We start from the raw sequence: 23,322 nt of genomic DNA, 5'->3' as shown, positions 1-23,322 counted from the left end.
CGCGTGCAGTGGATGATTACAGGAATCGTAAACATGAACTCCAAGTGCAATTGCACAGGCTGGTCTCTCGTGGCCGGCCTAGCGGCAAGCGTGCTGGCATTGCCGAGTTTCGCTGCCGCATTGACGCTCGATGAAGCGTTGCGGCTGGCAGAAAACAATGCGCCGTCGCTGACCGCACAAGACGCGAAAATTCAGGCTGCCAGCAATGCAGCCATCCCTGCTGGCGAATTACCTGATCCCAAGCTCCTGGTGGGCGTGCAGAACTACCCCATCGGCGGCCCGGATCGTTGGAGTATCGACCAGGACTTCATGACCATGCAAATGGTCGGGGTCAGGCAGGAGATGCCCAATAGCGACAAGCGCAAAGCGCGCATCGAGGTCGCCGACGCTGCCGTTGATCGCGCTGCTGCGGAGCGTAGGGTCGAACGTCTGAAGGTACGCCAGGCCACGGCATTGGCCTGGATTAGTAGTTACTCGGTTGAGCGCAAAGATGCACTGTTCCAGGATTTCTACAAAGAAAATCGTCTCCTAACCGATACCGTCCGGGCTCAAATTGCCGGTGGCCGCGTTCAACCTGCTGAAGCGGTGACACCCAAACAAGAAGCAGCCCAACTGGCAGAGCAACAGGACGACCTGATTCGTGAGCGCGCCCAGGCCCGAGCGGCCCTCAAACGCTGGATTGGCTCCGCCGCCAATGACAAGCCTGTGGGCAGCTTGCCTGTATGGCCCGTCGATACCTCAAGCTACGCCCATAAACTGCAACACCATCCCGAGTTGGCAGCGTTTGCGCCGATGACCCGTGAAGCGCAAGCCAAGGTTCGTGAAGCAGAAGCGGAGAAGCAGTCGGACTGGAGTTGGGAGCTCGATTATCAGCATCGTGGCCGACAATTCGGCGACATGGTCAGCGTGCAACTTTCATGGGATCTGCCGCTGCTTCCTGACTCGCGCCAAAACCCCAAAATCGCAGCCAAGCAGGCTGAACTCAACCAGCTTGAGGCCGAGCGCGAAGCCCTGTCTCGCGAGCACACCCAGCAATTGGAAACTGAACTGGCTGACTATGAGCGCCTAAATCGTGCCGTGCGCCGAAACCAGGAAAGCCTATTGCCGCTGGCCAAGGAAAAGGTCGAACTCAGCATGGCTAGTTACCGTGCCGGCAAAGGCGATTTAAACGCCGTTGTTGCCGCCCGACGCGAGCTTATCGAGGCCCGTCTCAAGCAGATCGATGTGGAAGAGCAGCGTGCGCTGACCAGTGCGCGTCTGTATTTCGCTTATGGGGAGGCCAGCCAATGAACCTTAAATGGAACGGGGCATTGTTGGTAGGCATCTCGCTGGCGTTCGGTATTGCCGGTGGTTACTGGTTCGCTCAACAGCGCATGAATGGGGCATCCAGTTCTGCCCAGGAGCAGAGCCTCGATTCACCTGACGAACGCAAGGCTCTGTATTGGTATGACCCCATGTACCCGCAGCAAAAATTCGATAAGCCGGGTAAGTCCCCCTTCATGGACATGCAACTGGTTCCTAAGTACGCCGGTGGCGCAGGGGATCGTGCGACCGTCAGTATCGATCCGAGTCTTACCCAGAATCTCGGTCTGCGTTTTGCAACTGTCACCCGTGGGATCTTTGATTCCAGTCTCGACGTCACAGGAGTCTTGGGATTCAACGAGCGCGATGTCGCGGTGATTCAGGCACGCACCACGGGCTTTGTGGAGCGGGTCTATGCCCACGCTCCCGGCGATGTACTCAAAGCCAACGCGGCGTTGGCGGATATCCTGGTGCCCGAGTGGGCAGCCGCCCAGACAGAGTTCCTTGCGCTGAAGCGCAATGGGGATGCTGACCTGTTGGCTGCGGCCCGCCAGCGACTGCGGCTCACAGGGATGCCGGCAACACTGATTACTCAGGTAGAGCGTGGCGGTAAGGTTCAGCCTTACCTGACGCTCACCAGCCCTATTGGTGGTGTGCTGCAAGAATTGAATGTTCGTGCGGGCATGACCGTGGCGATTGGCGACACTCTGGCACGCGTCAATGGCTTGAGCAGTGTCTGGCTAGCCGTGGCCGTTCCAGAATCTGATTCCGGAGCTATCACCGTGGGGCAGGCGGTCGAAGCGCGTCTGCCAGCCTTCCCAGGAATAACACTCAGTGGCAAGGTCGGCGCGATTTTGCCCGAAACCAATCCGGACAGCCGCACCCTTCGGGTGCGTGTGGAGTTACCCAATCCGGACGGGCGCCTCAGACCGGGTTTGACGGCGCAGGTACGCCTGAATCGTTCGACCGAGCAAAGTGTATTGTGGGTGCCGAGTGAGGCGGTGATTCGCACTGGCCGACGAGCCCTGGTGATGCTCGCCGAAGACGCTGGTCGCTACCGTCCCGTGGAGGTACACCTCGGGCAGGAAAGCGATGGCAAAACGGCGATATTGAAGGGGCTGGAAGAAGGCCAGAAGGTGGTTACCTCTGGTCAGTTCCTGCTCGACTCGGAGGCCAGTCTTAAGGGCATTGTTGCAAGCTCGGAGGAACAGTCACCACCCAGCGCAGCAGCCTCCAGCTTTCATGAAGCGGATGGGCAGATCGTTGAGATCAACGATAAAGAAGTCACGCTTGCCCACGGCCCCTTCAAGACACTCGGCATGCCTGGCATGACGATGACGTTTCCACTCGCCAATCCGTCGCTGATGCAGGGTCTCAAAGCGGGTGACAAGGTTCGTATCGCGGTGAGCCAGTCCGATGATGGTTTGCGTGTTGAGCGCCTGGATAAATCGGGGGGCCAGCCATGATTGCGGCCCTCATTCGTTGGTCAGTGGCCAACCGATTCCTGGTGCTACTGGCAACGCTGTTTGTCACGGCTTGGGGCATTTGGTCGGTACAGAGCACGCCCATCGATGCACTGCCGGATCTCTCCGATGTTCAGGTGATCATCCGCACCCCTTATCCGGGGCAAGCGCCGCAGATTGTCGAGAACCAGGTGACCTATCCGTTGGCCACCACCATGCTCTCGGTGCCGGGCGCTAAGACGGTACGCGGTTATTCCTTCTTCGGAGATAGCTTCGTGTACGTGTTGTTCGAAGACGGCACTGACTTGTATTGGGCTCGCTCGCGGGTGTTGGAGTACCTGAGTCAGATACAAAGCCGCTTGCCGGCCAGCGCCAAGCCGGCGTTGGGGCCGGATGCGACGGGGGTAGGTTGGATCTATCAGTACGCACTGGTGGATCGCAGTGGCGGGCACGATTTGGCACAGCTCCGCGCTCTTCAGGACTGGTTCCTCAAGTTTGAACTCAAGACCCTGCCGAACGTTGCGGAAGTGGCCACCGTGGGTGGCATGGTTAAGCAGTACCAAGTGCAGCTCGATCCGCTGAAATTGGCCAGCCTCGGTATCACTCAGGCTGAGGTGACCGACGCCATCGGTAAGGCCAATCAGGAAACCGGTGGTGCCGTGCTGGAGATGGCAGAGACCGAGTTCATCGTGCGCGCTTCGGGCTACCTGAAGACGCTCAATGACTTCCGGGCGATCCCGCTTAAGTTGGGTGCGGGTGGTGTGCCGGTAACCCTTGGCGATGTCGCCACGATTCAATTGGGGCCGGAAATGCGGCGGGGCATTACAGAACTCGACGGCGAAGGCGAGACCGTCGGCGGTGTGGTGATTTTGCGCAGCGGCAAGAATGCTCGCGAGACCATTGCGGCGGTCAAGACCAAACTCGACGAACTGAAAAGCAGTCTGCCGACCGGGGTGGAAATCGTCACCACCTACGACCGCAGCAAGCTGATTGACCGCGCTGTTGAAAACCTCAGCCACAAGCTGATCGAAGAGTTCATCGTCGTCGCGTTGGTCTGTGGAATCTTTCTCTGGCACTTGCGCTCATCGCTGGTGGCGATTATCTCGCTGCCAGTTGGGGTGCTGATTGCCTTCATCGTCATGCGCTACCAAGGGATCAACGCCAACATCATGTCCTTGGGCGGGATTGCCATCGCCATCGGCGCGATGGTCGATGCCGCCGTGGTGATGATCGAGAACGCCCACAAGAAGATTGAGGCATGGCACGCGGCCAATCCGGGGGAAGAACTGAAGGGTGAACGTCATTGGCATGTAATGACCGAAGCGGCGGCAGAGGTAGGCCCCGCGCTGTTCTTCTGTTTGTTGATCATCACCCTGTCGTTCATTCCGGTGTTCACCCTGGAAGCTCAGGAAGGACGGCTGTTCGGCCCTTTGGCTTTTACCAAGACCTATGCCATGGCCGCAGCGGCGGGGTTGTCAGTGACCTTTGTGCCAGTGCTGATGGGCTATTGGATTCGAGGTCGAATTCCCAGTGAACAACAGAACCCATTGAACCGGTGGTTGATTCGGATTTATCAGCCCGCTCTGGACGCGGTCTTACGTCGACCAAAGATCACGTTACTGGTGGCGCTATTGGTTTTTGTCAGTGCGCTATGGCCAATGTCGCGTTTGGGTGGCGAGTTTCTACCCGCGTTGGACGAGGGCGACCTGCTCTATATGCCTTCCGCTCTGCCAGGGCTGTCGGCGCAGAAAGCGGCACAACTGCTGCAACAGACCGACCGCTTGATCAAGTCCGTACCAGAAGTCGAACACGTCTTTGGTAAAGCCGGTCGTGCCGAAACCGCCACCGACCCGGCACCGCTGGAAATGTTCGAAACCACCATCCAGTTCAAACCACATGAGCAATGGCGTCCAGGCATGACCCAGGAGAAGTTGGTGGAAGAACTGGATCGAGTGGTACGAGTCCCGGGGCTGACGAATATCTGGATACCACCTATTCGTAACCGTATCGATATGCTCGCTACGGGTATCAAGAGTCCCATTGGAGTGAAGGTCGCCGGCACCAACCTGACGGAGATCGATGCCGCTACTCAGGCGGTCGAGCGCGTGGCCAAGGATGTGCCCGGTGTCAGTTCGGCTCTGGCCGAGCGACTGACCGGTGGCCGCTATATCGACGTGGATATCGACCGCAAGGCCGCCGCCCGTTACGGACTGAATATTGCCGATGTGCAGTCCATCGTGGCCGGCGCTATCGGCGGCGAAAACGTCGGGGAGACCATTGAAGGGCTTGCACGCTTCCCGATCAACGTCCGTTACCCCCGTGAGTGGCGTGACTCGCTCGGCGCCCTGGAGCAGTTGCCAATCTACACCCCGCTAGGCAGCCAAATCACCCTTGGCACGGTGGCGAATATCAAGGTCAGCGACGGGCCGCCGATGCTCAAGAGCGAAAACGCAAGGCCTTCAGGCTGGGTGTATATCGACGTGCGGGGGCGAGACATTGCCTCGGTTGTCGCCGACCTGCGTCGGGTCGTCAATGAACAGGTCAAGCTGCAGCCAGGCATGAGCCTGAGCTACTCAGGACAGCTCGAGTTTCTCGAAAGGGCCAACGCACGCCTCAAACTGGTAGTACCTGCCACGTTGTTGATCATCTTCGTTCTGCTCTACCTGACTTTCGCCCGCTTCGATGAGGCGCTATTGATCATGGCCACTCTGCCATTTGCACTGACCGGTGGAGCATGGTTCCTCTATCTATTGGGATTCAACCTGTCGGTCGCCACCGGAGTCGGCTTTATCGCCTTGGCCGGGGTTTCTGCCGAGTTCGGCGTGATCATGCTGCTCTACCTGAAGAACGCTTGGGCCGAACGTGAAGACGTCGGCGACAGCACTGAGCGCGGACTGGTTGCGGCGATTCGTGAAGGTGCTGTGCAGCGAGTTCGACCTAAGGCCATGACCGTGGCCGTCATTATTGCGGGCTTGTTACCCATCTTGTTGGGCAGCGGGACTGGTAGCGAAGTGATGAGCCGCATTGCCGCGCCCATGGTTGGCGGCATGGTCACAGCACCCTTGCTTTCCCTTTTTGTCATTCCGGCAGCCTATCGCCTAATGCGTCGCCGGCACCTTTCAGTTGCACCCATTACTCCTCAAGGAGAAGTCGTATGAAACTGACCCTGACTGCAGTTGCGAGCACCGTATTTGCGCTTTCACTTTCTGCCCACGCAGAGGATATGCCGGGTATGAAAATGGACGGAATGGAGGGCATGCAGATGAAGCAGGAAAAAAAGCAGGCTCCAGTGGCCACCGCCGAGGGAACGATCAAGGCTATCGATCCTACGAAGCATACGGTGACCATCTCCCACGGAGCGGTTCCTGCCGTGCAGTGGCCGCCAATGACTATGGCTTTCGCCGCAACGGAGAACCAGCTGGCAGGGCTGGTGGTCGGAGACCTTGTTTCGTTCTCCTTTAGGCTTGAGGGTGGCAAAGCCGCAATTGTCTCGATTAAAAAATAAGACTGTGAGGATGAGGATTACTGGCACGCTCTGTCGGGCCAGTAGTACCTTGAGCCCTATGGGCTGAGCGGGTTGATCCATTTGACCAAAGCGAGTCGCATCTTCTACCCAGTATTTGCTCGATTTAACCTTGTGGGGAAGCTTTGACACTTTGAGGATTCGAAAGCGGTGATCAGCTTCTCAGCTCATCGAGCTAAGCAAGCAGAGCGCGAAGGCGTGCGGATGGACGCCCGCAGGGACGAGACGCGGCTTCGCCGTGACTCGGTTCACGACAGCCTTCCGCCGAAGGCGGCACGCCATCACATCGCCCATGAGTTTCAAGGTTAACTAGGAAGACTTGCCATGGCTCTACGAGAGATGCAGCTCCTAGGCCTCGTGTTGGTCATCGGGAACTGATGAAGAACACTTGCTGTGGTGGCTTATAGCCGCTAATAGTGAGGGATCATTGGAGAGGGCAAGCAGATGATTTCGAGATTTGTTGTTGTACCTGCAATCTCCGTCGAAACCGGATCTACACGTAATGGATCGCGGTTCTACTGCCAAACGGCTCCGATAGGTTTCAATATCTACGACAACCAAGAGAAAAAACGCCTACCGACTACCTTTGAGGCCCGAGACGATGCTGGGGCTGAGTGCCAGCGACGGAACTTGGAGTGCCTTTAGAAACGCACTGTCGGAGCGAGAATCCAAGACTGTGCTCAGGCATATATCACTCTCGCAAAAGCATCACCAATCTTCCGCAGATGATCGGCGAAACGAATCGTAAAGGTGGTGTCCGCCTCTCCTCTAATCCTGAATCATCCATGCATCCTAACGGAACCTCCCAGCACAAGACCGTGGTCAATCCTGATGAATCGTTAATGATCAAGGTATTTGAGCCTACGTCGGGCCGTATTGATCTTTTAGTCAGTTCGGTTACAACCGCCAGCCTGACTTCTAGTCGAGCTATTAGGAATTTGGTAGGTGAGCTGCGAGCCGAAATGGCAGAACGCACGGTGAGGTTTTCCGAAGCGCATAGTATTGAGGCCGGGAGGGAAAAGTCCGTTTCGAAATAGTAATCGTAGACGAGTCCGGATCCTACGCGATGTTAAGTGCATGGTCTTTTGGCGGGTACAGGCATTCGAGGAATGCTTGCTCCAATTCGGACAGTGAGCTTAGGTTACTCAAGAAATGACAGACCTAAGATTTGCTGATTGGGTGACCAGGCTGTAGCAGGGAGGCTACTGAAATGACTAGCTCGTCTAAAGACCAAGGCTTGTGCAGGTAAATGGTATCGGATGGAATGGTCACGGGGTCAAGAGCATAACCAGAGGTCAGAATGGCTTCAATGCTGGGCCATCTCCCTTTCACCATTTCCACAAACTCAGTCCCTTGAACCTGCCCCGGCACGCCGTGATCAGCAATCACTAAGCGACATTTGGAGTGAGCTTTAAGCAGGTAGGTTAGGGCATCATCGGCTGTGTCGAACTGCCGTACGGCTGCACCGATTTCAGACACGATATCTGCCATGAGCAGCCGTAACGTTGGATCGTCTTCTACGACGACTATTTCTCCATGGATCGGTAACAACCCTTCCCAATTTACGTTCAATTTCAATGTCCTCAGTCGGTTGTTAGCCAGCGTTTCCTAAGTCATTCCGAGTCTATTAGCAAACTCGAGTTCTGCCCAGACCGTCAAATGTTGATACCAGCACCGACTTGATGGCTGCTTTCAGGAACGTGGTAGTGCCCTTACTGCGAGCTTATCCAAGCCTCCACTTTGTGCAGCCTGCCAACCTTGAAGAGCTTGGGCTTTGCCGCCTCCAGTATCTCGAGTAGTCGTTGTTTCTCTGATGGGGATGGGAACCACTCATTAATCACAACATTGCAGTGCTCGGACTCGCTCAGTGTCCACTTCGCGATCATGTCGGCGGTGGCTCGATAGTGATCCGCCATGTAAAGCTGCCGACCTTCTACAGACCAGCCAAGCCTCGCCATATGCGCAGTGACGTCAACGATGCCTTTGTCGCTGAAAAAACTGGTAGTGTCAGGATAGTGGATGCCTGCCAGCGACACCTTGACGACCCCAGCCTCTCGATCAAAGTACGACAAGAAATGCCACCCACCTGTAGTGCTTCCAGCGTGCGGAAAGTTGATCGCAGCCTTGCCAGTGATGTAGTGCGTGCGGGAAACGCGTTTGAGATCAAAATCAAAAAGCGGCTGGGTCATGGGAGCTTTTTGAGCCGGGCCAGCCCCTGTTTGATATGACCAGCGTTCTCACCAATTGTGTAAAGCGCACCACGGACGTTGTCGCCCACTTCCGCATGTCCCTGGGCTTCCACCTGGAGGGTCAGCTCCATGAGCGCAGCTTCGAGAGCGAGCTGATTTTGGTACATCCTTTCCAGCACATCTGATAGCGAGTATTCGGTCATGATGCACGTCTCTATTAGTCAAAAAACCAGCATAGCAGCGGAAAGGACGAAGGTAAGACGGGCAATTTAAGCCGTGGAACACGGCCGTATGTACCCCGCATTTATCAACGTTCCGTCCAAAAAAATCGAAGACGTGCCATGGAATGCTATACACCCGAACTCATCGCTATATTTTATTTTTCTTCAAGGCGACCCGTTTTAACTAGGGCAGCGCCTTTGCCGTCCTCCTTAGTCATAAAGCTTTGTGCATTTTCAACGGAATAGAAAAATCCGAATATCATGACAAAGTAAATACCTATTACCAGCACGCATGCTTCTACGAAAGCTGACTTTCCGTATTTCAGTAGATAAGCGAAAGTCAGACGATTCTTACGCTTGAGGTCTTGCCCAGCCAAACTCTTAACATACGGATCAAGACCGGGGGTTGCCCCAGCCCTAAACTCTATAAAGAAGTTTTTAATGTTGGCGTGGGCAGCCAGATAAAGTAACAAGAATATGAGGAAGCAAATCAACCCCATGGTGGCTGCGTCGCCATAGCGCTGTTTTGCTATGAGCGTATTAGCTTTTCCTGCGGATATGGCAACCAGCACCATAAGGAAAAACTGAATTGACGTATTGCGAAGAAACTCTAAAAAATGTTTCCTCCCCGAGTTCAAAATCCACATAAATAGCTCCGTGCTAGCGATTGCGCCAATAACATTGTGAAAGGTGAGGCATGCTCACGTTTAATTTTCATAAAATCTTAGAGGGGATTACGACGACCCCTATCTATCGTAACGAAAGGCTGAAATGAAATTGCCCTACAAGGTTTTCAACAGTTGTTCGAGTGTCTGATGTTCCCAAGTGCTTAGCAGCGCAATGGGATCTGTGCCAAAGCGATCTCCCGAGTCAAACGACCACCGCCGTCCATCCGGACTGACGCATTGTTCGCAGTAGTCGAGCTGATCGCAGTCGTTGTAAATCGACATTCGCCATCCATCGACATCGACTTGGAAATGGCTGGAATAGACGTGAGCCCAGGCCTGCTGACCAACCTTACTCATGACGCTTCGACCGAAGATCACTTCCCTCAGCACCTGGGATACCTCTCTCGCGGAGAGCTCAGCCGCAGTGCTTACGCTGCGGCTACCTACCTGAGATGAACGAGCTGCCGCTCTGGCCTCTTCTAGCCTTTGCTCAGCGTACATAGCCGGATCATCAGCTGGCAGCGGGTAGCCTGCAGCAGATAGAGCTTCGGCGCGCTCTTCAATGAGCAGACGCTCAGGATCGCGAACCTTTTGGTAGGCTCTGCCTGGTACGCGTCGAGTTGTGTCCATTCCCGGCTCCCCAGAAGGCTGATGACTAAGAGCGACTAAATTACTTTTAGAACGATAACAGAACGCTTCGAATAGCGATGCCGAGCTCCGAATCATGAGGGTAGGATGCGTTGCGATCTATGCTTCACATAGGCTCAGACACCAAGCAAGCGGACGCGCAGGCGTGAGGGATGCGAGCCCGCAGGGGCGAGACACGCCTTGGCGGGGCTCGATTCACAGCAGCCTGACGCCGCAGGCGGCACGTCATCAACGCCAACAAGAGGTAACTCAAATGCCCGACGATGAACTCCGCGAACTGGAGGCCAAGAGACGAAAGGCTTTGTGGAAGCTTGCGAACATATCTCCAGGCGATTCGAAGGCGTTCGATGCCTTATCCATCCTTGATGACCTTGACCTTCAAGAACGGAAATATTCCCCCAATGCTGACAAGGCACTTGATCTCAACCAGCTTCGGGATTGTGTCACGCTGCAGCATCACAACTCCGGAATCGACATCATCTTGGAGCAGACTATCCCGCAGCCGTGGAGGGAGCGATTCTTTCAGGCAAGCGTAGGGTCGACCAAGCTGGTAGATGGTTTTTACGCCTGTGACTGGGATAAATTCTTGGCTGGTTGGGATGTAGAGATGCGGCACTTGGAGCAGCATAGGGCTGCCAAATACAAACCTGGAACAGACTGAACGGATGACGGGAATGGGACACGACGATGACACGGTGTACTGCGATATCCAGATGCCGCTAGCCCAGGGTCGAGAGCTTCTGGAGTTGGTGAATGCACTGCGAGAGTCGAGAGCACATCCCTGTCTCGATAAAGTCTTCGAACGCATGCAAGACGAGCTCAGCACATCGATTAATATCGTCGAAAATCCACCGACGTGGGGCCCTTGGAGCCGACGCATCACTTAGCACTGGCACCACGCTCCATCCAGGCTAGCCATTACCCTACCTGACCTTGTCTTGAGATGCCTCGAAGGCAATCTGTTGCCAGCTAAATCCAGCTGCTCATACAGCTAGGGAGGCTCTACGGCGGGCATTGCGGCCAATTAGATGTAATGCGAAGAATCCGCACACCGATTACCATGCAGGCCTTTGGGATCACCGAGGTACTGATATGTGGGCATCCGTATACCGCTCCGCCACCCCAGGCGATGCGGTGAATTGCTTCCGCGCTGAAGGCTCAGCCTGCGCAGGCGACGCGAACGCTACCCTAGACGATTTTCAGGATTGGATTCAACGCACCCCCGAGAACTTCCTCATCTATGAGCATGAAGGCAATTTCGTAGGCTTTGCTCATTTTGGCCACTCGAATGACGACTTCATCTCGGAAGAAGGTTTCAAAGAACAGTGCAATGAGGATGCATCTGCCCCCTATATCCACGTCAGATCCATTGCAGTCGATCCGTTGTTTCAACGGGATCGTTTCGTACAAGCGCTGATCGCTAATTTTGAGTCTATTCCAGAAGACCTCAATAAGAAGTCAGTCCATCTGCGTTGTAGGGATCAGTACGTCGACTTTTTTCGGGAGCAGGGGTATCGATATATCCAAGCGATGACTTCCGACGAGGTCAGCACGTGGCATGAGATGGGCATCAAATTGAGGTGGGATTGATTACGAGAGTTAACTGCGCGTGCGGATCAATCAATGATCGCATGAGTCCTGCGTGAGTAAATTGCTCGAGTGCGTGGGCATGGAAAGCAGTGCGCGGCGTGCAAGATGGAAGCCCAAAGGCCTAGACGTGGGCTTTCCAAGGCTCGGCTCACGACAACCATTCCCCGCAGTGGCACGCACCAATCCGCCCCTGCGTGAACAACTTAGTCAGGCCCCAGCCAGCTGACACTTCGCATCGCTACCTCTTCACCAGATCTTTGTATCGTTCTCGTGACTCAAGGATCTGATCCCTGAGCTCTTCAGGATCAATCCTCATCCCGCCACGAGGTGTTGTCTGCAGCGTTTGCAGGCTATTCACCGCTTTGATGAACTCTCGTTCTTCTGCCTGCACCCAGGCAGGACGTTTGTCTTTCCAAAATAGCCATGCCATCGGTTTTTTCCCCATGTCTGGTTGGATGGAGGGGAACGGTAGACTACGTCTACTCGTTGATGAACCCTTTGCCGACATACTCCCTGTGAAGCAGCTCAGCTCGCTCAACTGCATGCCTATGAGAGTCTGCAGGTATCTCGCCAGGCTCAGCAGGAAAATTGCTTGGCTTCATCGCCTGGAGGAGATACAGCTCCCCTAGATTCTCCTGGGCTTGCTGGGTGTACCTAGCTTGAAGTACCTCGGCTACCTCTTTGAAGCCAGCGCTTGATGGGCCGTTGTCCCAGTACCACTGCTTCATATCCTGATAGATCTGAAGATGGACGCTGTCGAACCCTCCGCGATGCTCATCAATGTCGAATGTGTACCTACCGGGATCAAGCTGATAGAGGACGAACTCTTGCAGCAGATAGGCTGCTCCATGCATGCCGTTGAGGAGGATTTCGCGATGTATTACGTATGGTGACTGTTGCATCAGTGACCTCTCGCGGAGCTATGGCAACTCCTGTTTGGGGGGACTTCTGATTTGTTATGCAACTAGACAGGCGGAGCGCGCAGGCTTGAGGATAGAAGTCCGAAGGGCCAGGACGGCGAAGCGCTGCTTGGCTGCCTTTGTCATCACCTAAAGGTCGGCGTCGTTCCAATGGAGAGAGCTCAACATGAGGTAGTTGAAGGTGTTATCGAGTTTTACGGGGGCGCTATCGGGGCGAAACAAGGATGAAAAGGTCATGCCAGCATCTCTCTTGGGTGATTGCGAGAAATGAAGACCATGGGGTGCAGTTGGTCAAGGTTATGAAGGGTAAGTTTTTTGGTTTTCCGACGATAAATCAGTATCTTGCGAGCATACCCTTACGACTTGCCCGCCGTTTGTTAGGGACGACTTCATGCTTATCAAGACCGTCTTTCCCCGGCTGTGCAGGGACAGTCGCAACCTTCAAACAGGAGCAGCAAGGTGGAACGGCCTTCTTTTTTTATCGATTTCGAGGCATCAGGGATAGCCCCAGATAGCTATCCCATTGAGGTGGCTGTCGTGTCGAATGAAACCTGGTTCAGTTCGTTGATAAAGCCAGCCCGCTATTGGACGCATTGGTCGTTCGATGCGCAAGACATGCATGGCCTTACGCAGGATCATTTGCTTCAGGAAGGCGATCCCCCCCACACCGTGGCGGAACGAATGAATCAGCTGTTTTCAGGGCATGTGCTTTGCAGCGACTCACCTCAAGACGTGTTTTGGTTCGACGTCCTTTATGAGGCAGCAGATCAGATCCCGACCTTTGAGTTGAAGCCTTTGGAAGTTTTTGTCGGTCGGGAGGCGGCTAGTGACATTTATCACCTACTGCCAACAACTAGGCACCACCGAGCTCTGCATGACGCGACTGCTTTGATGGAAGCCTGCCGCGCTTTTTTCAAAGATTGAACTACCGCTCCTCAACTTACGAAAGCACTGATTCCTGTGAGTTTTGGATGTAGCTCAGTTTGTCTGACCGCCCGATCCGAAGCTAGGTAATTACGCGGCTGGATAGGGCAAGCGGAGCGCGCAGGCGTGTGGGATGGAAGCCCGAAGGGCCGAGACGCCGGCGCTTGCGCCAAAGCTCGGTTTACGACAGCCCCTCCCCGAAGGGGCACGGCCTAATGCCGGTGGTGGGAACAGAGGCCAACACCATACTGCGAGGTTTTTTTGATGGGAATGACAGACGATGACGACTCAGTCTATTGCGACGTTCAGATGCCCTTAGCGCAGAGCCGCGAGCTGCTCCAACTGGTGAGCACATTGAGAGAGTCAAAAGCCCATCCGACTCTAGATAGGGTTTTCGAGCGCATGCAGTACGAGCTCAGCACGTCGATTGATATTTTGGATAATCCACCAACGTGGGGGCCTTGGCGTCAGTAATGATGCCGAGTGGAGGCCTCAAAGCTCTGCATCCCATCCATCCATAGCCTCGCTCACAGCCGCGTACCACTGGAGATCACCGAGCTGTAGAGCATTCGCGATTTGCCTGTTGGTATTGCTGTTGACCCAAGTAGGGAGACTCTCTATGTTCTCTGTGAACAGACTGGCTGTAGCGACAGCGAATCGCCCCGTACTCGTAGACTGGAGGCACATGTAGCGCACAGTAGCGCCGCTCTGCAACCGACGCCACGCCACGACCTCGATACAGTCCATGGTGCTCACAGGAGCCTCTACGGTGGAACCCACTAACGGTTCCACCTGGGCATCTTCCACTTCTCTAAATGATCGGCTAGGCGCTTCTGGCCTGTGGACAAGATGCTTCAACTGCTCACGCGAGGCGACTATCTGGTCGCGCAGCTCTTCGGGGTCGATAGACATGCCGCCCCGGTCGGTGACAGAAAGGGTTTTCAAGCTGTTCGCTGCCAGGATGAACTTGCGTTCTCGCGCTTTCTCCCAGTCAGGGCGACGGTCGTGGTTTATAAAGCACCACAGCTTTGCGAGGAGATTCAATAGGAGCATCTGCTGTCTCAACCGTACAGAAATACTGAATTAGAGAGTCGTAGTAACCGGGGAGAATACTGTGAGCTATCTATTCGGCTGTCGTTGTCCGCTGGCAATTTCCTGCTCCAATACATCGACCATGTTATGTAGCTGCTGATTCTCATGGTGCATCTTGTTGATTTTATGAAGCAGTTTCTGATTCTCTTCCTTGTAGTAATCACGCGCCGCTGCTGTCTGCTTGATCGTCCTCGCCTGCGAAGCACTGTCAGCCCTCGCATCTTGAAGCTGAGTAAACCAGTAGATGATTTCCAGCCTGCTTCGCTCCAACTGCTCCTCGGGTGAGCCAGATGCTGCTTTTGCTGCAGCGTGGTCTTTCTTCTGCTGGGCACGTTTCGTCTTGATCTCTTCGATTCGCGCTTTCGGCCATTGGCGGAAGTAGAGGGTGTTCCGATGCACGTTAGCTAGCTTGGCCAGCCGGCTTATAGTTGCCGGAATGGACGGATCCTTTGCTATTTTTTCCAGCGCTGCATCAATCGCCCGACTGACAGCCTCAAAGTTTTCCTCATTCTTGGAGTCATAGGCGCTGCTCATACCAACATCTCGATCCCCAGTTGAAGGAGCACTCCTTTGGCCTCTGAAATTGCGAGCTTCATTTGCTCAATGGACAAGGCAGCGTCATCTAAGTCTCGCAGCTCCGCATAGGCTGCAGCAGGATCTGTCTCATACCTCCTGAGGGCCAAGGTATTTTGGACGTAGATTTCTTGCCACTTTGGCGCATTAGCTTCAGTCACCACGGCATTTTTGCAGCGGTTGGGGTTACAGCGCAGTGAACCGATGCAAGGAATTGAGGGATCGTCCAACTCCGTTGCGTTGCCATAGCAATAGCCTTGGCCCACGTTGATTACCGCGAAATTCAGCTCAGCCATTCGCTCAAAGATTTCTTTGTTCGAATAACCGGCCTCGAGATAACCCTTAAAATAGTTTTCAAGCCGAGCACGATGCGCGGGAGCGTTCTCGCCTGCATAACCCCCGGCGGGATTCAGGGAATTCATGATGAATTCCGTCTCGGCATGCACTCGACCAGGAGCATCTGGGCCACCACCTGACGTAAGAGCCTCACCAATACCGCCATAGTCAATCGTGACGGTGCCTAACTGATTCCAGCGCACATCTTGGCCGATGGTGCTGGCATGGTGACCAAAGTGTTTGAGCTGATAGGACATGAACGGCAGGCCCACGGCAGCCCTGAGCATCTGGTTCGCTAACGAATGTCTGAGCGTGTATGGCGATACTTCGATCTCGTCATACTCTTCGACGGTCAAGGTTTTAGACAAAAATGCGCAAAGCTGATGACCTAGACCTGACCCGCTCAGCGAATTCGCCTCATGCTGCATGCCCGGCTTGATGGTATTCATGTTCGAGAAGAGATATGGATTCTGCTTGAACCGGTTCAAGATCTGCAGTGCCTTTACCGCGTCCTTGACGATTGGAATTGCAACCCACATATCGTCGAAGAGCTTCCTGACGGCCTCTCGATTTTTGATGACCCTGCTGGTGATGAGATCGTGTCCAAATTCGTCGACCGTCAGACAGTCATCAATCAAGCAGCCGGAAAGCTCGGACGGCCTCATACCGGTGTACTGACCGATGATGTAGCTTGCGCTGTTGCTGATGTGTGTCAGGTACTCATACAGGTCGTTGTCCATCGGGGCGCGAGTCAATTTACACAGCGCTTCTTTGTCCTTGAGCATGCCAAGGTTTTGAGGCGACCAAAAAACAGGCTCTAGGTTATACAAGTAAGGCTCCACTTCGAGTCCTGTATAACCGCGCGAGGTCAGGCGTATCGCCACATAAATGTCGTAATTTCTCCGCGTGATCTTGGCTTTCTTAGCCTGGTCATAGCCCATCATATCGATCCGGCTCAGCGTATTCTGATCCCAGATGTCCTCTTTCAGCGCTTTAAGGAAATCTACAACTGCGAAAGAACCTTCTCGGGAGCTCTTCTCGAAAATTTTGTTGCTGAACCATTTGCTCCTGGTACGGGTTTGTTTATTTTTGACGCTGTTTTGCTTCCACCCAAGATTCTCCAGGTCGACGTACACCAACGGCCTGGGAAAAAGATTTTCGACAAGGAAGTGAGACCTGAGAACCTGGAAACCATTGAGCATCACTCCCCGGAATGCTCGGTCGAAGACCTCAGCCTCAGTCCGGTAATCTTGTTCGGTAAAGTCTGCGAGGCTGAAATGCGATCCTTCGAAGAAGCGATCCCCATGCTCCACTCGCTTGCGTGCGCACATCTGATTGATAAACGGGATCACAGATTTGAAGATATCCAACACGGTATGGGGTTTGTAGCTTCTAGGCTTCTTGGTATGGCGAAGGGCTCCAGGGATCTCCAACATGCACAGGATAGCGATCTTCAGTTCGAAAAGAATTGTGCTGTTCAGGCTCTCATAGATTCCGAAGTCAATCCGGGATTTTGAGCCCTGTATGTCTCTTGCCAAGATATGAGACTCACCGTTGAAGTCCCAGATCAAATGCTTCACGAGGCTCAACTTGCTGGCAGGAAGGTTCATCAGTGCTTCGAGCAACTCAAGTGCGCTCACTCCATCGTTGGAATGAGAGATAGCCACAATGAGCTCATTGCCTAAATAGCCCAAGAACCGCTCACGTACCGCTTTGATCTTGTAAATGAGCGTATCGAATCCAAGGTTCATAGGGACACTGCCTCAATCATCGGGTTAGTGACGATGTGCTCTGCCAACCGGCGAGCCTCCTCCAGCTGTTCCGCCGTGAACCCATGCTCGGAAGGCGTGAGAATGCTGTTCAGCACCTCCAGATTTTCACGGATGACAGTGCCGTATGGTGTTTCTGCGACATTGCTGGTGGACATAATCGAAATGTAGTCCCACTGCATCGCAAATAGGTCTGGCAGGTTGGATACGGTGATGATGGAGTTGCTGCATGACAAGCACTTGTTCAGCAGCGAGCACTTACTGCCTTTTTTGTAGCTCGGCAGCTTTGTGATTTCATCAGGAGGATTTAGGGCGTCCCTGCAACTGACCAAACCCGTCTTAATGATCACCGGTGACGAACTTGTACCTGGGGTACTTGGCTTATGCTTGGTCGCCGATTTAGCATCCTGGATGATCGTACCTTTGTGAATCTCGGTAAGAGCTTTGGAGTTGACCTCTCGAGCCGTCTTGTTGAATTCCAACTTATCGAGATAATTGATAGTGGTTTTGTGGGATCCGTGACCAAGAATCACTTGGATTTCCCTGATTGAGACGCCCTGCTCAACAAGATCCGCCACAAGACTGGGCCGGAGTCGAGAAGCCGAGATATTCAGATCCTCACCTCCCTCAGTTTTGAGGTTGTGATCCCTGGCAAACTGGTTCATCACATTGTTGATAAGTGTGGAGTTTTCGAACGACTTCACCTTCCTGAATTCGCTTTGTTTCTGGGACTCGTAAATGAACAGTCTTTCTTTGACAGAGCTTTCGGCGAGCTCTCGAATGTGCCGAGTCAGATGAACGACCTCGCTGAAGATCTTCCTGACCTCCATGCTTTGTGCCCGTGTGAGCCACGTCCAATCCGCGTACATGAGATCAAGGTGAAGAACCTTCCCCCCCCCTGACCGCTCTTTCCAATACCGAAGATAAGGCCGTTGGGTCAGTTCGTGGCTCTCTACGAAGTCATCGACATCCAGGCTCTTCAGAGAGTCGGCGTTAAGGCCTGTTACCTGTGCCAAGCGAGTAATGTAAGGGGCAATCGTCCTAGATGTTATTTGGTAGATTACCCCCCAGCTGGCATAGGTTTTCGCGACCCCAAGCCCCCCGATTCTCAGTAAACGTGCGAAGCCCTGCTCGTACTTGCTCTCAGCATCCGCCGACCACCTGCTGATGGGCCGACAGTCGAGTTTGTTCTCGAAGATCCACCGAGCGTTTTCTAAGGTGGCCAGACCTTTGACGATGTGTCCATTCACGTCCAACGGATCATAGCCGCCATGGAAGGAGACATACTCCTTCGCCAACTCGTTGGTCTGTTGCCGTTCCATGTCACAGGCTTGCTGGATCGCCGTTCTTGTAAACTTAGGATAAGGGCGATACATATCGGTCTGCCGACCGGTGTCGAATCCCTGCACATCGATAAAAGATGTAAGGCCAAAGCCTCGAATCTTGACAGTGCGCTTCAACATTGAGCGGACTGCGGACAAAACCCCATTTGCATAATTCGACGTCAGGGTGCCTGATTCCATTTGGTCGACAAGGTACTTCCTGAACCGCGTTAAGTAGTGGGCCGTGACATATTCACGAGGATCCTCACCTCCCTCGAATCCTACCTCGGTCAAATGCATAGCCATCTGCCGGAAGCCGTCACTGTAGTTTTGCTGGCCGGATGAGGATTTCGACTTCATCGACGCGGCGGCGAACATATGCAGAAGCTTGTTGAAGGGGCGACCGGAGTTTTCCGCCAGATCTCCGAACTTCGAGAGTCCGACCAACCGGAGCTCAGAGAGCGCCTTGGTAACAGAGTCTTTTGGCTTTGCTTCTTGTTTTTTTTGCCCGGCTTCAGTCGCTTGCTCTTTGCCGTTTTTGTAATCAGCATTGATTACGCCAAGGTTCGTCAGGTCGAGGAGGATCTCTTGGAAGGTTTGTTCAACGATGGAGAAATTGGCGCGAGCCTGTTTCAGGTTTTTCATGCCGTCAACCTGGTAAAGGCTGGCTTTCGACGAGATGGTATTGCCGAACCTTGGGATGTTTCGCTTCTCTGTCTCACTTAGGTTTTCGTACCAGCAGAGAAGTTTGCGGCGCCACTCATTCGCGATTGAGGGGTGGTCGGGGATCACGATCTTTTCCTCGATCATTCGCTGGATGATTGAGTCGAGGATGTCTTCCCTAGTGTTGAAGGTGTTGCCGCTCGTTTCCAACTCTTTTAAGAGATACGTGTAAGCCGGCCTCAGCTTTCCCCTTTGAGAAAGCTGCACGTTCAAGAGAGATTGGCGGCTGCTTTTGATCCTTGTGGCCCAAGTCTGAATCGCCACAGTGACTTCGGATTTCAAACGTTTCGGGCGTCTGGCTTGGCTGGGGAGCTCGGCTTCGGTGCGAGCCTGAGCCGCTGCTAGCTCATCGGGCGAATGATGAGTAGTGCTCATTTTTGGCTTCTTTGGGCATACAGGTGGGCACAGAGCAGCATGAGGGTTCCTCCCGATTGATAGCCGGAAATGAACACCATAGCGAAGCGATGGTCAAGCAGATTAAAGTAAAAAACCCATGTAAATCAATGGTTTAAGAGTATCCTGTTAGCATACCCTTAAGCTAAGTCGTTGTCCCGCCAGACTTTTCGTCGCTATGTCGTGCCCAACTGCGTCAGAAATTGCTGGGGAGTTTTTACGGACGAAAGTCATGGACTGCGGCGAGGTCGCTGGTTTGTTCAAGTGATCCGTTCAGCGTGGAAAATTGTACTGGCGGGTGTGGTCTGAGATATCACTTTCTATCACCGGTTTTGATTCGTTTGGTCGTCCGCTCGCGCAGTACCTGCATCTCTCCGCATTTGGTCTTGATGAGTGAGTCAGGCTTGCAGAGCTTTTGGTAGATGTCATGAGGGATCTGGGTGTAGCCCTCAGATGTCGTGGAGTGGCTGTGACCATGCCCTATCGAAAGCATTCCAAGGCGCTCGAAATAATCCTTTCCCAGATCTGGGCTTGTGAGGAGGAGATACGCCGAGCCATGACGAAATTTGTGCGCCGAGATCTTTCGCTTGGTCTTCCCAGCCTTCTGGGCCCGCTTGCTGACACGCTCAATAAGCTTTTCAACGCTCTTGGTGGTATAGGGCTTCCCATGTGAATTGAAAAACGCAGGCGTCTTACTTGGGTCTCTTATCCGCTGGCTATGTCGGTGGTAGAGCGGTGTTCTGTGATAGTTCTCGATGCGCTCCAGGGTTGTCCTACTGACGAGTGTTATCCTAGGTTTTTTTGCATTTTTTCTACCCTTGCTTCCCAAGATATGCAACGGACTGTAATCCGCATTCACCGGGATATTACTGTCAGCGGAAACATACTGGAGCTTCTGGTACTCAAGTGCATTGCGGATGTCCTGAAGCGTGATATGAGGCAGCTCAGACTCTCGAATGCCAGAGTCGTATATCAACTGCAGCATGCATCTTTCTCGTTCTGAGTGTGCATGCAAGATCAACTGTTCAAGCTCAAGCATGCTGCACGGTTGGACGATTTCTTTTGTGTGTGCCTTGCCAGGACGAATCGGCCCGTGCTCATAAGGATTATCAGTCCGGAGAGGTGGCTGATCGTTAAGGCTGATGCTCAGGTGGTTGCTGAACAAATGATTGTATGCAGCATCTCGACCCTGCACTGTCTTGGGGGCTAGGCCCGCAGCATCCAGACGACCCAAGTACACTTCGAGATTACCTAATCCGATACTCAGTAGGAGGTCGTCTCTGACGGTGGTCTCGTACTCAGGCTTTCTCCTCTGGTCATCTAGCAGGTAAGAGATACGCCTTGCATAGGACACAACGGTTTTGTCCGCGAGTAAGGTGTTTCTGTAGTTCCGGCAAAGGTAGGAGGACACCAAGGGCAGAAGCTGCTCATCGTTACCGATCAACGCGCACCCTGTCACTTTCACGCTTGGTTCACTGCCCTCTGGCTGAGCTAAGAACTGCTCACGGTATGGGCCGCTGGCAAGGATTGAATTGCTAAGGTCGAGCTCTTTTTCTCGTACATCAACCACTTTCATGATCTGACGCCCCACTCATCAACTCAGGATGTTTGGTGTGGAGTATGACTCACGGATCAGATTCTGGATGGACTTGAGGCGAGTGCGTTAGTGATTGTGCACTTCAGTGTAGGGGGGTAGAAATCACCGCTTCCGCCGCGTGGTCGGTACCGATGACCAGCCCGTGCGCCGCGCCGGCGATGGTGTACTGGGCGACCATGCGCATCCGCGCCTTGGTGTTGCCGAGCACGAAATCCACCGAGACCGCGTGCTTGCCCTCGAAGGCCGCCACTTCATTGGCCAGGGCTTTCACCGCCGGGCCGATGTTCACGGTGTGACGTTCGTCCGGGGCGATGAAATCCACCGAGGCCTGGGCATCGTGTTCATCGAACTGGGTTTCATAAGGTAGGCGCACGGCGATGAACTTGTAGCTTTTGTCGCTGGTTTGCTCGCGCAACTCACGCATGGCGCGTTGGGCCAGCAGGCCGGCGGTCAGCGAGTCGACGCCGCCGCTGATGCCGAGTACCAGGGTCTTGAGCCCGGAATTGACCAGGCAATCCTGAATGAAGCTGACCCGCCGGGCGACCTCGGCCTCAAGGGCTGCGTGGTCGGCGAATGGCGGCTGAACCTTGAGCTGCTCAGCAATCTCACGCTGTACGGCTTGCATGAATTCACTCCTTGCTAGTGGTGCCAGATGTGCTGGAAAGGGCGGCAGGTACTTTGAAAACGTGTCGCAAATAGGCGACGAAATTCGGGTCTTTGCAGTGAGTCTTGCCAGGCTCATCGGAAATCTTTGCCACGGGCTGGCCGTTGCAGGCCGCCATTTTAAGCACGATGCTCATCGGTTCGACACCCGGAATATCACACGTCAGGTTGGTGCCGATCCCGAAGCTGACATTAATCCGACCGCGCAACGCCCGAAATATTTCCAGGGATTTTGGCAGCGTCAGGCTGTCGGAGAACGTCAGGGTCTTGCTCATCGGGTCGATGCCCAGCTTTTGATAGTGGGCGATCGCCTTTTCTGCCCAGATCACCGGATCGCCGGAGTCATGGCGCAGGCCGTCGAAGAGCTTGGCAAAGAACAGGTCGAAGTCGTTAAGAAAGGCATCCATGGTGATGCAGTCGGTCAGGGCGATCCCCAGCAGCCCCCGATACTCGCGCACCCAGCAATCGAGGGCGGCAATCTGGCTGTCGATCAGTCGGGGACCGAGCTGCTGATGCGCCATGATCCATTCGTGGGCCATGGTGCCCAAAGGTTTCATGTCCAGTTCCCGTGACAGATGCACGTTGCTGGTACCGACGAAACGCCCGGGGAAATCGTGCTTGAGCACGTTCACCACTTCTTCCTGCACGCGGAACGAGAAGCGACGGCGTGTGCCGAAATCGGCTACCTGCAGTTCGGACAATTCGTCGCTGCTGGCGTTGGCGGTCAACCAGTCGAACTTGCGGTAGAGCTGCTCGCGAGCCTGTTCCAGAACAATTTCGCGGTAGCGATAGCGGTTGCGCACTTCGCTGACGATGGAAAGCAGCGGTACTTCAAACAGAATCACATGCAACCACGGCCCGCGCAGGCGGATGAACAGCTCGCCGTTTTCGATACCCGTGTGGACGTAACGCAGGTTGAAGCGGAACAGCCCGAGAAAACGCAGGAAATCCGGCTTCATGAAGCTGATGCGTTCCATGAAGCTCAACTGGTCGGCGCTCAGGCTCAACTCGGCCAGGCGTTCGATCTGGAAGCGGATTTCTGCCAGATACGGGCGCAGATCCTCACTGTTACGGCAACGAAACTCCCATTCGACTTCCACGTTCGGGTAGTTGTGCAGCACCGCCTGCATCATCGTCAGTTTGTAGAAATCGGTGTCGAGCAGGTTCTGCACAATGCGATCGCCAAACACGCTCTCGCTCATAACGGGGTTCTCCAGGCGGGCCGCGGCCTGTGGTCGCGACGTTTCAGCTGTTTCTATGAATGGGGCTAGTGGCGCATATCAGAGGCAGTTATTGCCAGCGATTTTTTAGACAGTGCATATCCTTGTGGCGAGGGAGCTTGCTCCTGCTGGGGTGCGAAGCGCCCCCAATACAGGACTGCTGCGCAGCCCAACGGGAGCAAGCTC

23 protein-coding genes and 1 pseudogene are annotated in these 23,322 nt (G+C 54.2%); 10 read left to right on the top strand and 14 right to left on the bottom strand.

Features of this window, described 5'->3' with window-relative positions:
- The first annotated feature begins 33 nt into the window (after window positions 1-33).
- The 5 genes from QMX98_RS06080 (at window position 34) to QMX98_RS06060 (ending at window position 7,325) form a co-directional block, all read left to right on the top strand.
- Window positions 34-1,290 (top strand): TolC family protein, encoded by a 1,257-nt coding sequence (locus QMX98_RS06080; RefSeq protein WP_282410449.1) that lies wholly within the window; start codon window positions 34-36, stop codon window positions 1,288-1,290.
- The gene (locus tag QMX98_RS06075; RefSeq protein ID WP_282410448.1) at window positions 1,287-2,768 is read left to right on the top strand and encodes an efflux RND transporter periplasmic adaptor subunit; all 1,482 of its coding nucleotides are present in this window, start codon (window positions 1,287-1,289) and stop codon (window positions 2,766-2,768) included. Before QMX98_RS06080 ends, QMX98_RS06075 begins: the two co-directional genes overlap by 4 nt.
- Complete coding sequence (locus QMX98_RS06070) at window positions 2,765-5,923, top strand: efflux RND transporter permease subunit (protein ID WP_282410447.1); 3,159 nt, start codon at window positions 2,765-2,767, stop codon at window positions 5,921-5,923. The genes QMX98_RS06075 and QMX98_RS06070 overlap by 4 nt, the downstream gene beginning before the upstream one ends.
- Window positions 5,920-6,270: a copper-binding protein gene (locus QMX98_RS06065; protein WP_282410446.1), complete on the top strand. Its 351-nt coding sequence runs from the start codon at window positions 5,920-5,922 to the stop codon at window positions 6,268-6,270. The genes QMX98_RS06070 and QMX98_RS06065 overlap by 4 nt, the downstream gene beginning before the upstream one ends.
- Before the next feature lie 743 nt (window positions 6,271-7,013).
- Window positions 7,014-7,325 carry a DUF1652 domain-containing protein gene (locus QMX98_RS06060; RefSeq protein ID WP_348967359.1) on the top strand — a complete coding sequence of 104 codons (312 nt, stop codon included), beginning with the start codon at window positions 7,014-7,016 and terminating at the stop codon, window positions 7,323-7,325.
- A gap of 124 nt (window positions 7,326-7,449) precedes the next feature.
- On the opposite strand, the gene QMX98_RS06055 is transcribed toward QMX98_RS06060, so the two are convergent.
- From QMX98_RS06055 to QMX98_RS35065, 5 genes are all read right to left on the bottom strand, one after another.
- Window positions 7,450-7,860, bottom strand: coding sequence for a response regulator (locus tag QMX98_RS06055; protein ID WP_282410445.1), 411 nt, complete (start codon window positions 7,858-7,860; stop codon window positions 7,450-7,452).
- Between the two features lie 140 nt (window positions 7,861-8,000).
- Window positions 8,001-8,477: a hypothetical protein gene (locus tag QMX98_RS06050; RefSeq protein ID WP_282410444.1), complete on the bottom strand. Its 477-nt coding sequence runs from the start codon at window positions 8,475-8,477 to the stop codon at window positions 8,001-8,003.
- Window positions 8,474-8,683 carry a hypothetical protein gene (locus tag QMX98_RS06045; protein ID WP_095008122.1) on the bottom strand — a complete coding sequence of 70 codons (210 nt, stop codon included), beginning with the start codon at window positions 8,681-8,683 and terminating at the stop codon, window positions 8,474-8,476. The genes QMX98_RS06050 and QMX98_RS06045 overlap by 4 nt, the downstream gene beginning before the upstream one ends.
- Before the next feature lie 170 nt (window positions 8,684-8,853).
- Complete coding sequence (locus QMX98_RS06040) at window positions 8,854-9,345, bottom strand: hypothetical protein (RefSeq protein ID WP_253148627.1); 492 nt, start codon at window positions 9,343-9,345, stop codon at window positions 8,854-8,856.
- Between the two features lie 135 nt (window positions 9,346-9,480).
- Complete coding sequence (locus QMX98_RS35065; protein ID WP_317255250.1) at window positions 9,481-9,996, bottom strand: hypothetical protein; 516 nt, start codon at window positions 9,994-9,996, stop codon at window positions 9,481-9,483.
- A gap of 271 nt (window positions 9,997-10,267) precedes the next feature.
- Between QMX98_RS35065 and QMX98_RS06030 the strand changes: the two genes are divergently transcribed.
- The 3 genes from QMX98_RS06030 (at window position 10,268) to QMX98_RS06020 (ending at window position 11,604) form a co-directional block, all read left to right on the top strand.
- Window positions 10,268-10,675, top strand: coding sequence for a hypothetical protein (locus QMX98_RS06030; RefSeq protein WP_253148629.1), 408 nt, complete (start codon window positions 10,268-10,270; stop codon window positions 10,673-10,675).
- A gap of 13 nt (window positions 10,676-10,688) precedes the next feature.
- Window positions 10,689-10,901: a hypothetical protein gene (locus tag QMX98_RS06025; protein WP_282410443.1), complete on the top strand. Its 213-nt coding sequence runs from the start codon at window positions 10,689-10,691 to the stop codon at window positions 10,899-10,901.
- A 205-nt stretch (window positions 10,902-11,106) separates the two neighbouring features.
- Entirely contained in the window at window positions 11,107-11,604 is a 498-nt protein-coding gene (locus QMX98_RS06020; protein WP_253148633.1) for a GNAT family N-acetyltransferase, read from the top strand.
- Window positions 11,605-11,842: 238 nt separating this feature from the next.
- Here QMX98_RS06020 and QMX98_RS06015 read toward each other — a convergent pair whose 3' ends face one another.
- Complete coding sequence (locus QMX98_RS06015; RefSeq protein WP_253148635.1) at window positions 11,843-12,034, bottom strand: hypothetical protein; 192 nt, start codon at window positions 12,032-12,034, stop codon at window positions 11,843-11,845.
- Between the two features lie 49 nt (window positions 12,035-12,083).
- Entirely contained in the window at window positions 12,084-12,506 is a 423-nt protein-coding gene (locus tag QMX98_RS06010) for a hypothetical protein (protein ID WP_253148637.1), read from the bottom strand.
- A gap of 477 nt (window positions 12,507-12,983) precedes the next feature.
- Between QMX98_RS06010 and QMX98_RS06005 the strand changes: the two genes are divergently transcribed.
- Both QMX98_RS06005 and QMX98_RS06000 read left to right on the top strand, forming a co-directional pair.
- On the top strand, window positions 12,984-13,448 hold the full coding sequence (locus tag QMX98_RS06005) for a hypothetical protein (protein WP_253148639.1): 465 nt from the start codon (window positions 12,984-12,986) through the stop codon (window positions 13,446-13,448).
- 264 nt (window positions 13,449-13,712) lie between these two features.
- Window positions 13,713-13,922, top strand: coding sequence for a hypothetical protein (locus QMX98_RS06000; RefSeq protein WP_282410442.1), 210 nt, complete (start codon window positions 13,713-13,715; stop codon window positions 13,920-13,922).
- 18 nt (window positions 13,923-13,940) lie between these two features.
- Here the strand turns inward: QMX98_RS06000 and QMX98_RS05995 are convergent, their stop codons facing one another.
- The 7 genes and pseudogenes from QMX98_RS05995 to pncB all read right to left on the bottom strand — a co-directional run bounded on the left by QMX98_RS05995 (window position 13,941) and on the right by pncB (window position 23,118).
- The gene (locus QMX98_RS05995) at window positions 13,941-14,501 is read right to left on the bottom strand and encodes a hypothetical protein (RefSeq protein WP_253148643.1); all 561 of its coding nucleotides are present in this window, start codon (window positions 14,499-14,501) and stop codon (window positions 13,941-13,943) included.
- A gap of 66 nt (window positions 14,502-14,567) precedes the next feature.
- Complete coding sequence (locus QMX98_RS05990; protein WP_282410441.1) at window positions 14,568-15,074, bottom strand: hypothetical protein; 507 nt, start codon at window positions 15,072-15,074, stop codon at window positions 14,568-14,570.
- Window positions 15,071-17,200, bottom strand: a complete 2,130-nt coding sequence (locus QMX98_RS05985) for a site-specific integrase (protein ID WP_253148645.1) — start codon at window positions 17,198-17,200, stop codon at window positions 15,071-15,073. Before QMX98_RS05985 ends, QMX98_RS05990 begins: the two co-directional genes overlap by 4 nt.
- Window positions 17,197-19,638 (bottom strand): tyrosine-type recombinase/integrase, encoded by a 2,442-nt coding sequence (locus QMX98_RS05980; protein WP_282410440.1) that lies wholly within the window; start codon window positions 19,636-19,638, stop codon window positions 17,197-17,199. Before QMX98_RS05980 ends, QMX98_RS05985 begins: the two co-directional genes overlap by 4 nt.
- Before the next feature lie 331 nt (window positions 19,639-19,969).
- Window positions 19,970-21,232 carry a tyrosine-type recombinase/integrase gene (locus tag QMX98_RS05975; RefSeq protein WP_253148649.1) on the bottom strand — a complete coding sequence of 421 codons (1,263 nt, stop codon included), beginning with the start codon at window positions 21,230-21,232 and terminating at the stop codon, window positions 19,970-19,972.
- A 121-nt stretch (window positions 21,233-21,353) separates the two neighbouring features.
- Window positions 21,354-21,878, bottom strand: a pseudogene (nadE, locus tag QMX98_RS05970) (NAD(+) synthase); the annotation flags it as partial.
- A 4-nt stretch (window positions 21,879-21,882) separates the two neighbouring features.
- Entirely contained in the window at window positions 21,883-23,118 is a 1,236-nt protein-coding gene (gene pncB, locus QMX98_RS05965; protein WP_010464157.1) for a nicotinate phosphoribosyltransferase, read from the bottom strand.
- Window positions 23,119-23,322: the final 204 nt, after the last annotated feature.

The organism is Pseudomonas sp. PS02303 (genome assembly GCF_029959925.1).
Classification (GTDB): Bacteria; Pseudomonadota; Gammaproteobacteria; order Pseudomonadales; family Pseudomonadaceae; genus Aquipseudomonas; species Aquipseudomonas mandelii.
The sequence above is the reverse complement of the archived record's forward strand: the minus strand, read 5'-3'. Positions and strand labels throughout refer to the sequence as shown.

Bases quoted from the DNA above. Each gene is read 5' to 3' on its own strand.
- QMX98_RS06080 (WP_282410449.1), top strand. From the start codon at position 34: ATGAACTCCAAGTGCAATTGCACAGGCTGGTCTCTCGTGGCCGGCCTA.
- QMX98_RS06075 (WP_282410448.1), top strand. From the start codon at position 1,287: ATGAACCTTAAATGGAACGGGGCATTGTTGGTAGGCATCTCGCTGGCG.
- QMX98_RS06070 (WP_282410447.1), top strand. From the start codon at position 2,765: ATGATTGCGGCCCTCATTCGTTGGTCAGTGGCCAACCGATTCCTGGTG.
- QMX98_RS06065 (WP_282410446.1), top strand. From the start codon at position 5,920: ATGAAACTGACCCTGACTGCAGTTGCGAGCACCGTATTTGCGCTTTCA.
- QMX98_RS06060 (WP_348967359.1), top strand. From the start codon at position 7,014: ATGATCGGCGAAACGAATCGTAAAGGTGGTGTCCGCCTCTCCTCTAAT.
- QMX98_RS06050 (WP_282410444.1), bottom strand. From the start codon at position 8,477: ATGACCCAGCCGCTTTTTGATTTTGATCTCAAACGCGTTTCCCGCACG.
- QMX98_RS06040 (WP_253148627.1), bottom strand. From the start codon at position 9,345: ATGTGGATTTTGAACTCGGGGAGGAAACATTTTTTAGAGTTTCTTCGC.
- QMX98_RS35065 (WP_317255250.1), bottom strand. From the start codon at position 9,996: ATGGACACAACTCGACGCGTACCAGGCAGAGCCTACCAAAAGGTTCGC.
- QMX98_RS06030 (WP_253148629.1), top strand. From the start codon at position 10,268: ATGCCCGACGATGAACTCCGCGAACTGGAGGCCAAGAGACGAAAGGCT.
- QMX98_RS06025 (WP_282410443.1), top strand. From the start codon at position 10,689: ATGGGACACGACGATGACACGGTGTACTGCGATATCCAGATGCCGCTA.
- QMX98_RS06020 (WP_253148633.1), top strand. From the start codon at position 11,107: ATGTGGGCATCCGTATACCGCTCCGCCACCCCAGGCGATGCGGTGAAT.
- QMX98_RS06015 (WP_253148635.1), bottom strand. From the start codon at position 12,034: ATGGCATGGCTATTTTGGAAAGACAAACGTCCTGCCTGGGTGCAGGCA.
- QMX98_RS06010 (WP_253148637.1), bottom strand. From the start codon at position 12,506: ATGCAACAGTCACCATACGTAATACATCGCGAAATCCTCCTCAACGGC.
- QMX98_RS06000 (WP_282410442.1), top strand. From the start codon at position 13,713: ATGGGAATGACAGACGATGACGACTCAGTCTATTGCGACGTTCAGATG.
- QMX98_RS05995 (WP_253148643.1), bottom strand. From the start codon at position 14,501: ATGCTCCTATTGAATCTCCTCGCAAAGCTGTGGTGCTTTATAAACCAC.
- QMX98_RS05990 (WP_282410441.1), bottom strand. From the start codon at position 15,074: ATGAGCAGCGCCTATGACTCCAAGAATGAGGAAAACTTTGAGGCTGTC.
- QMX98_RS05985 (WP_253148645.1), bottom strand. From the start codon at position 17,200: ATGAACCTTGGATTCGATACGCTCATTTACAAGATCAAAGCGGTACGT.
- QMX98_RS05980 (WP_282410440.1), bottom strand. From the start codon at position 19,638: ATGAGCACTACTCATCATTCGCCCGATGAGCTAGCAGCGGCTCAGGCT.
- QMX98_RS05975 (WP_253148649.1), bottom strand. From the start codon at position 21,232: ATGAAAGTGGTTGATGTACGAGAAAAAGAGCTCGACCTTAGCAATTCA.
- pncB (WP_010464157.1), bottom strand. From the start codon at position 23,118: ATGAGCGAGAGCGTGTTTGGCGATCGCATTGTGCAGAACCTGCTCGAC.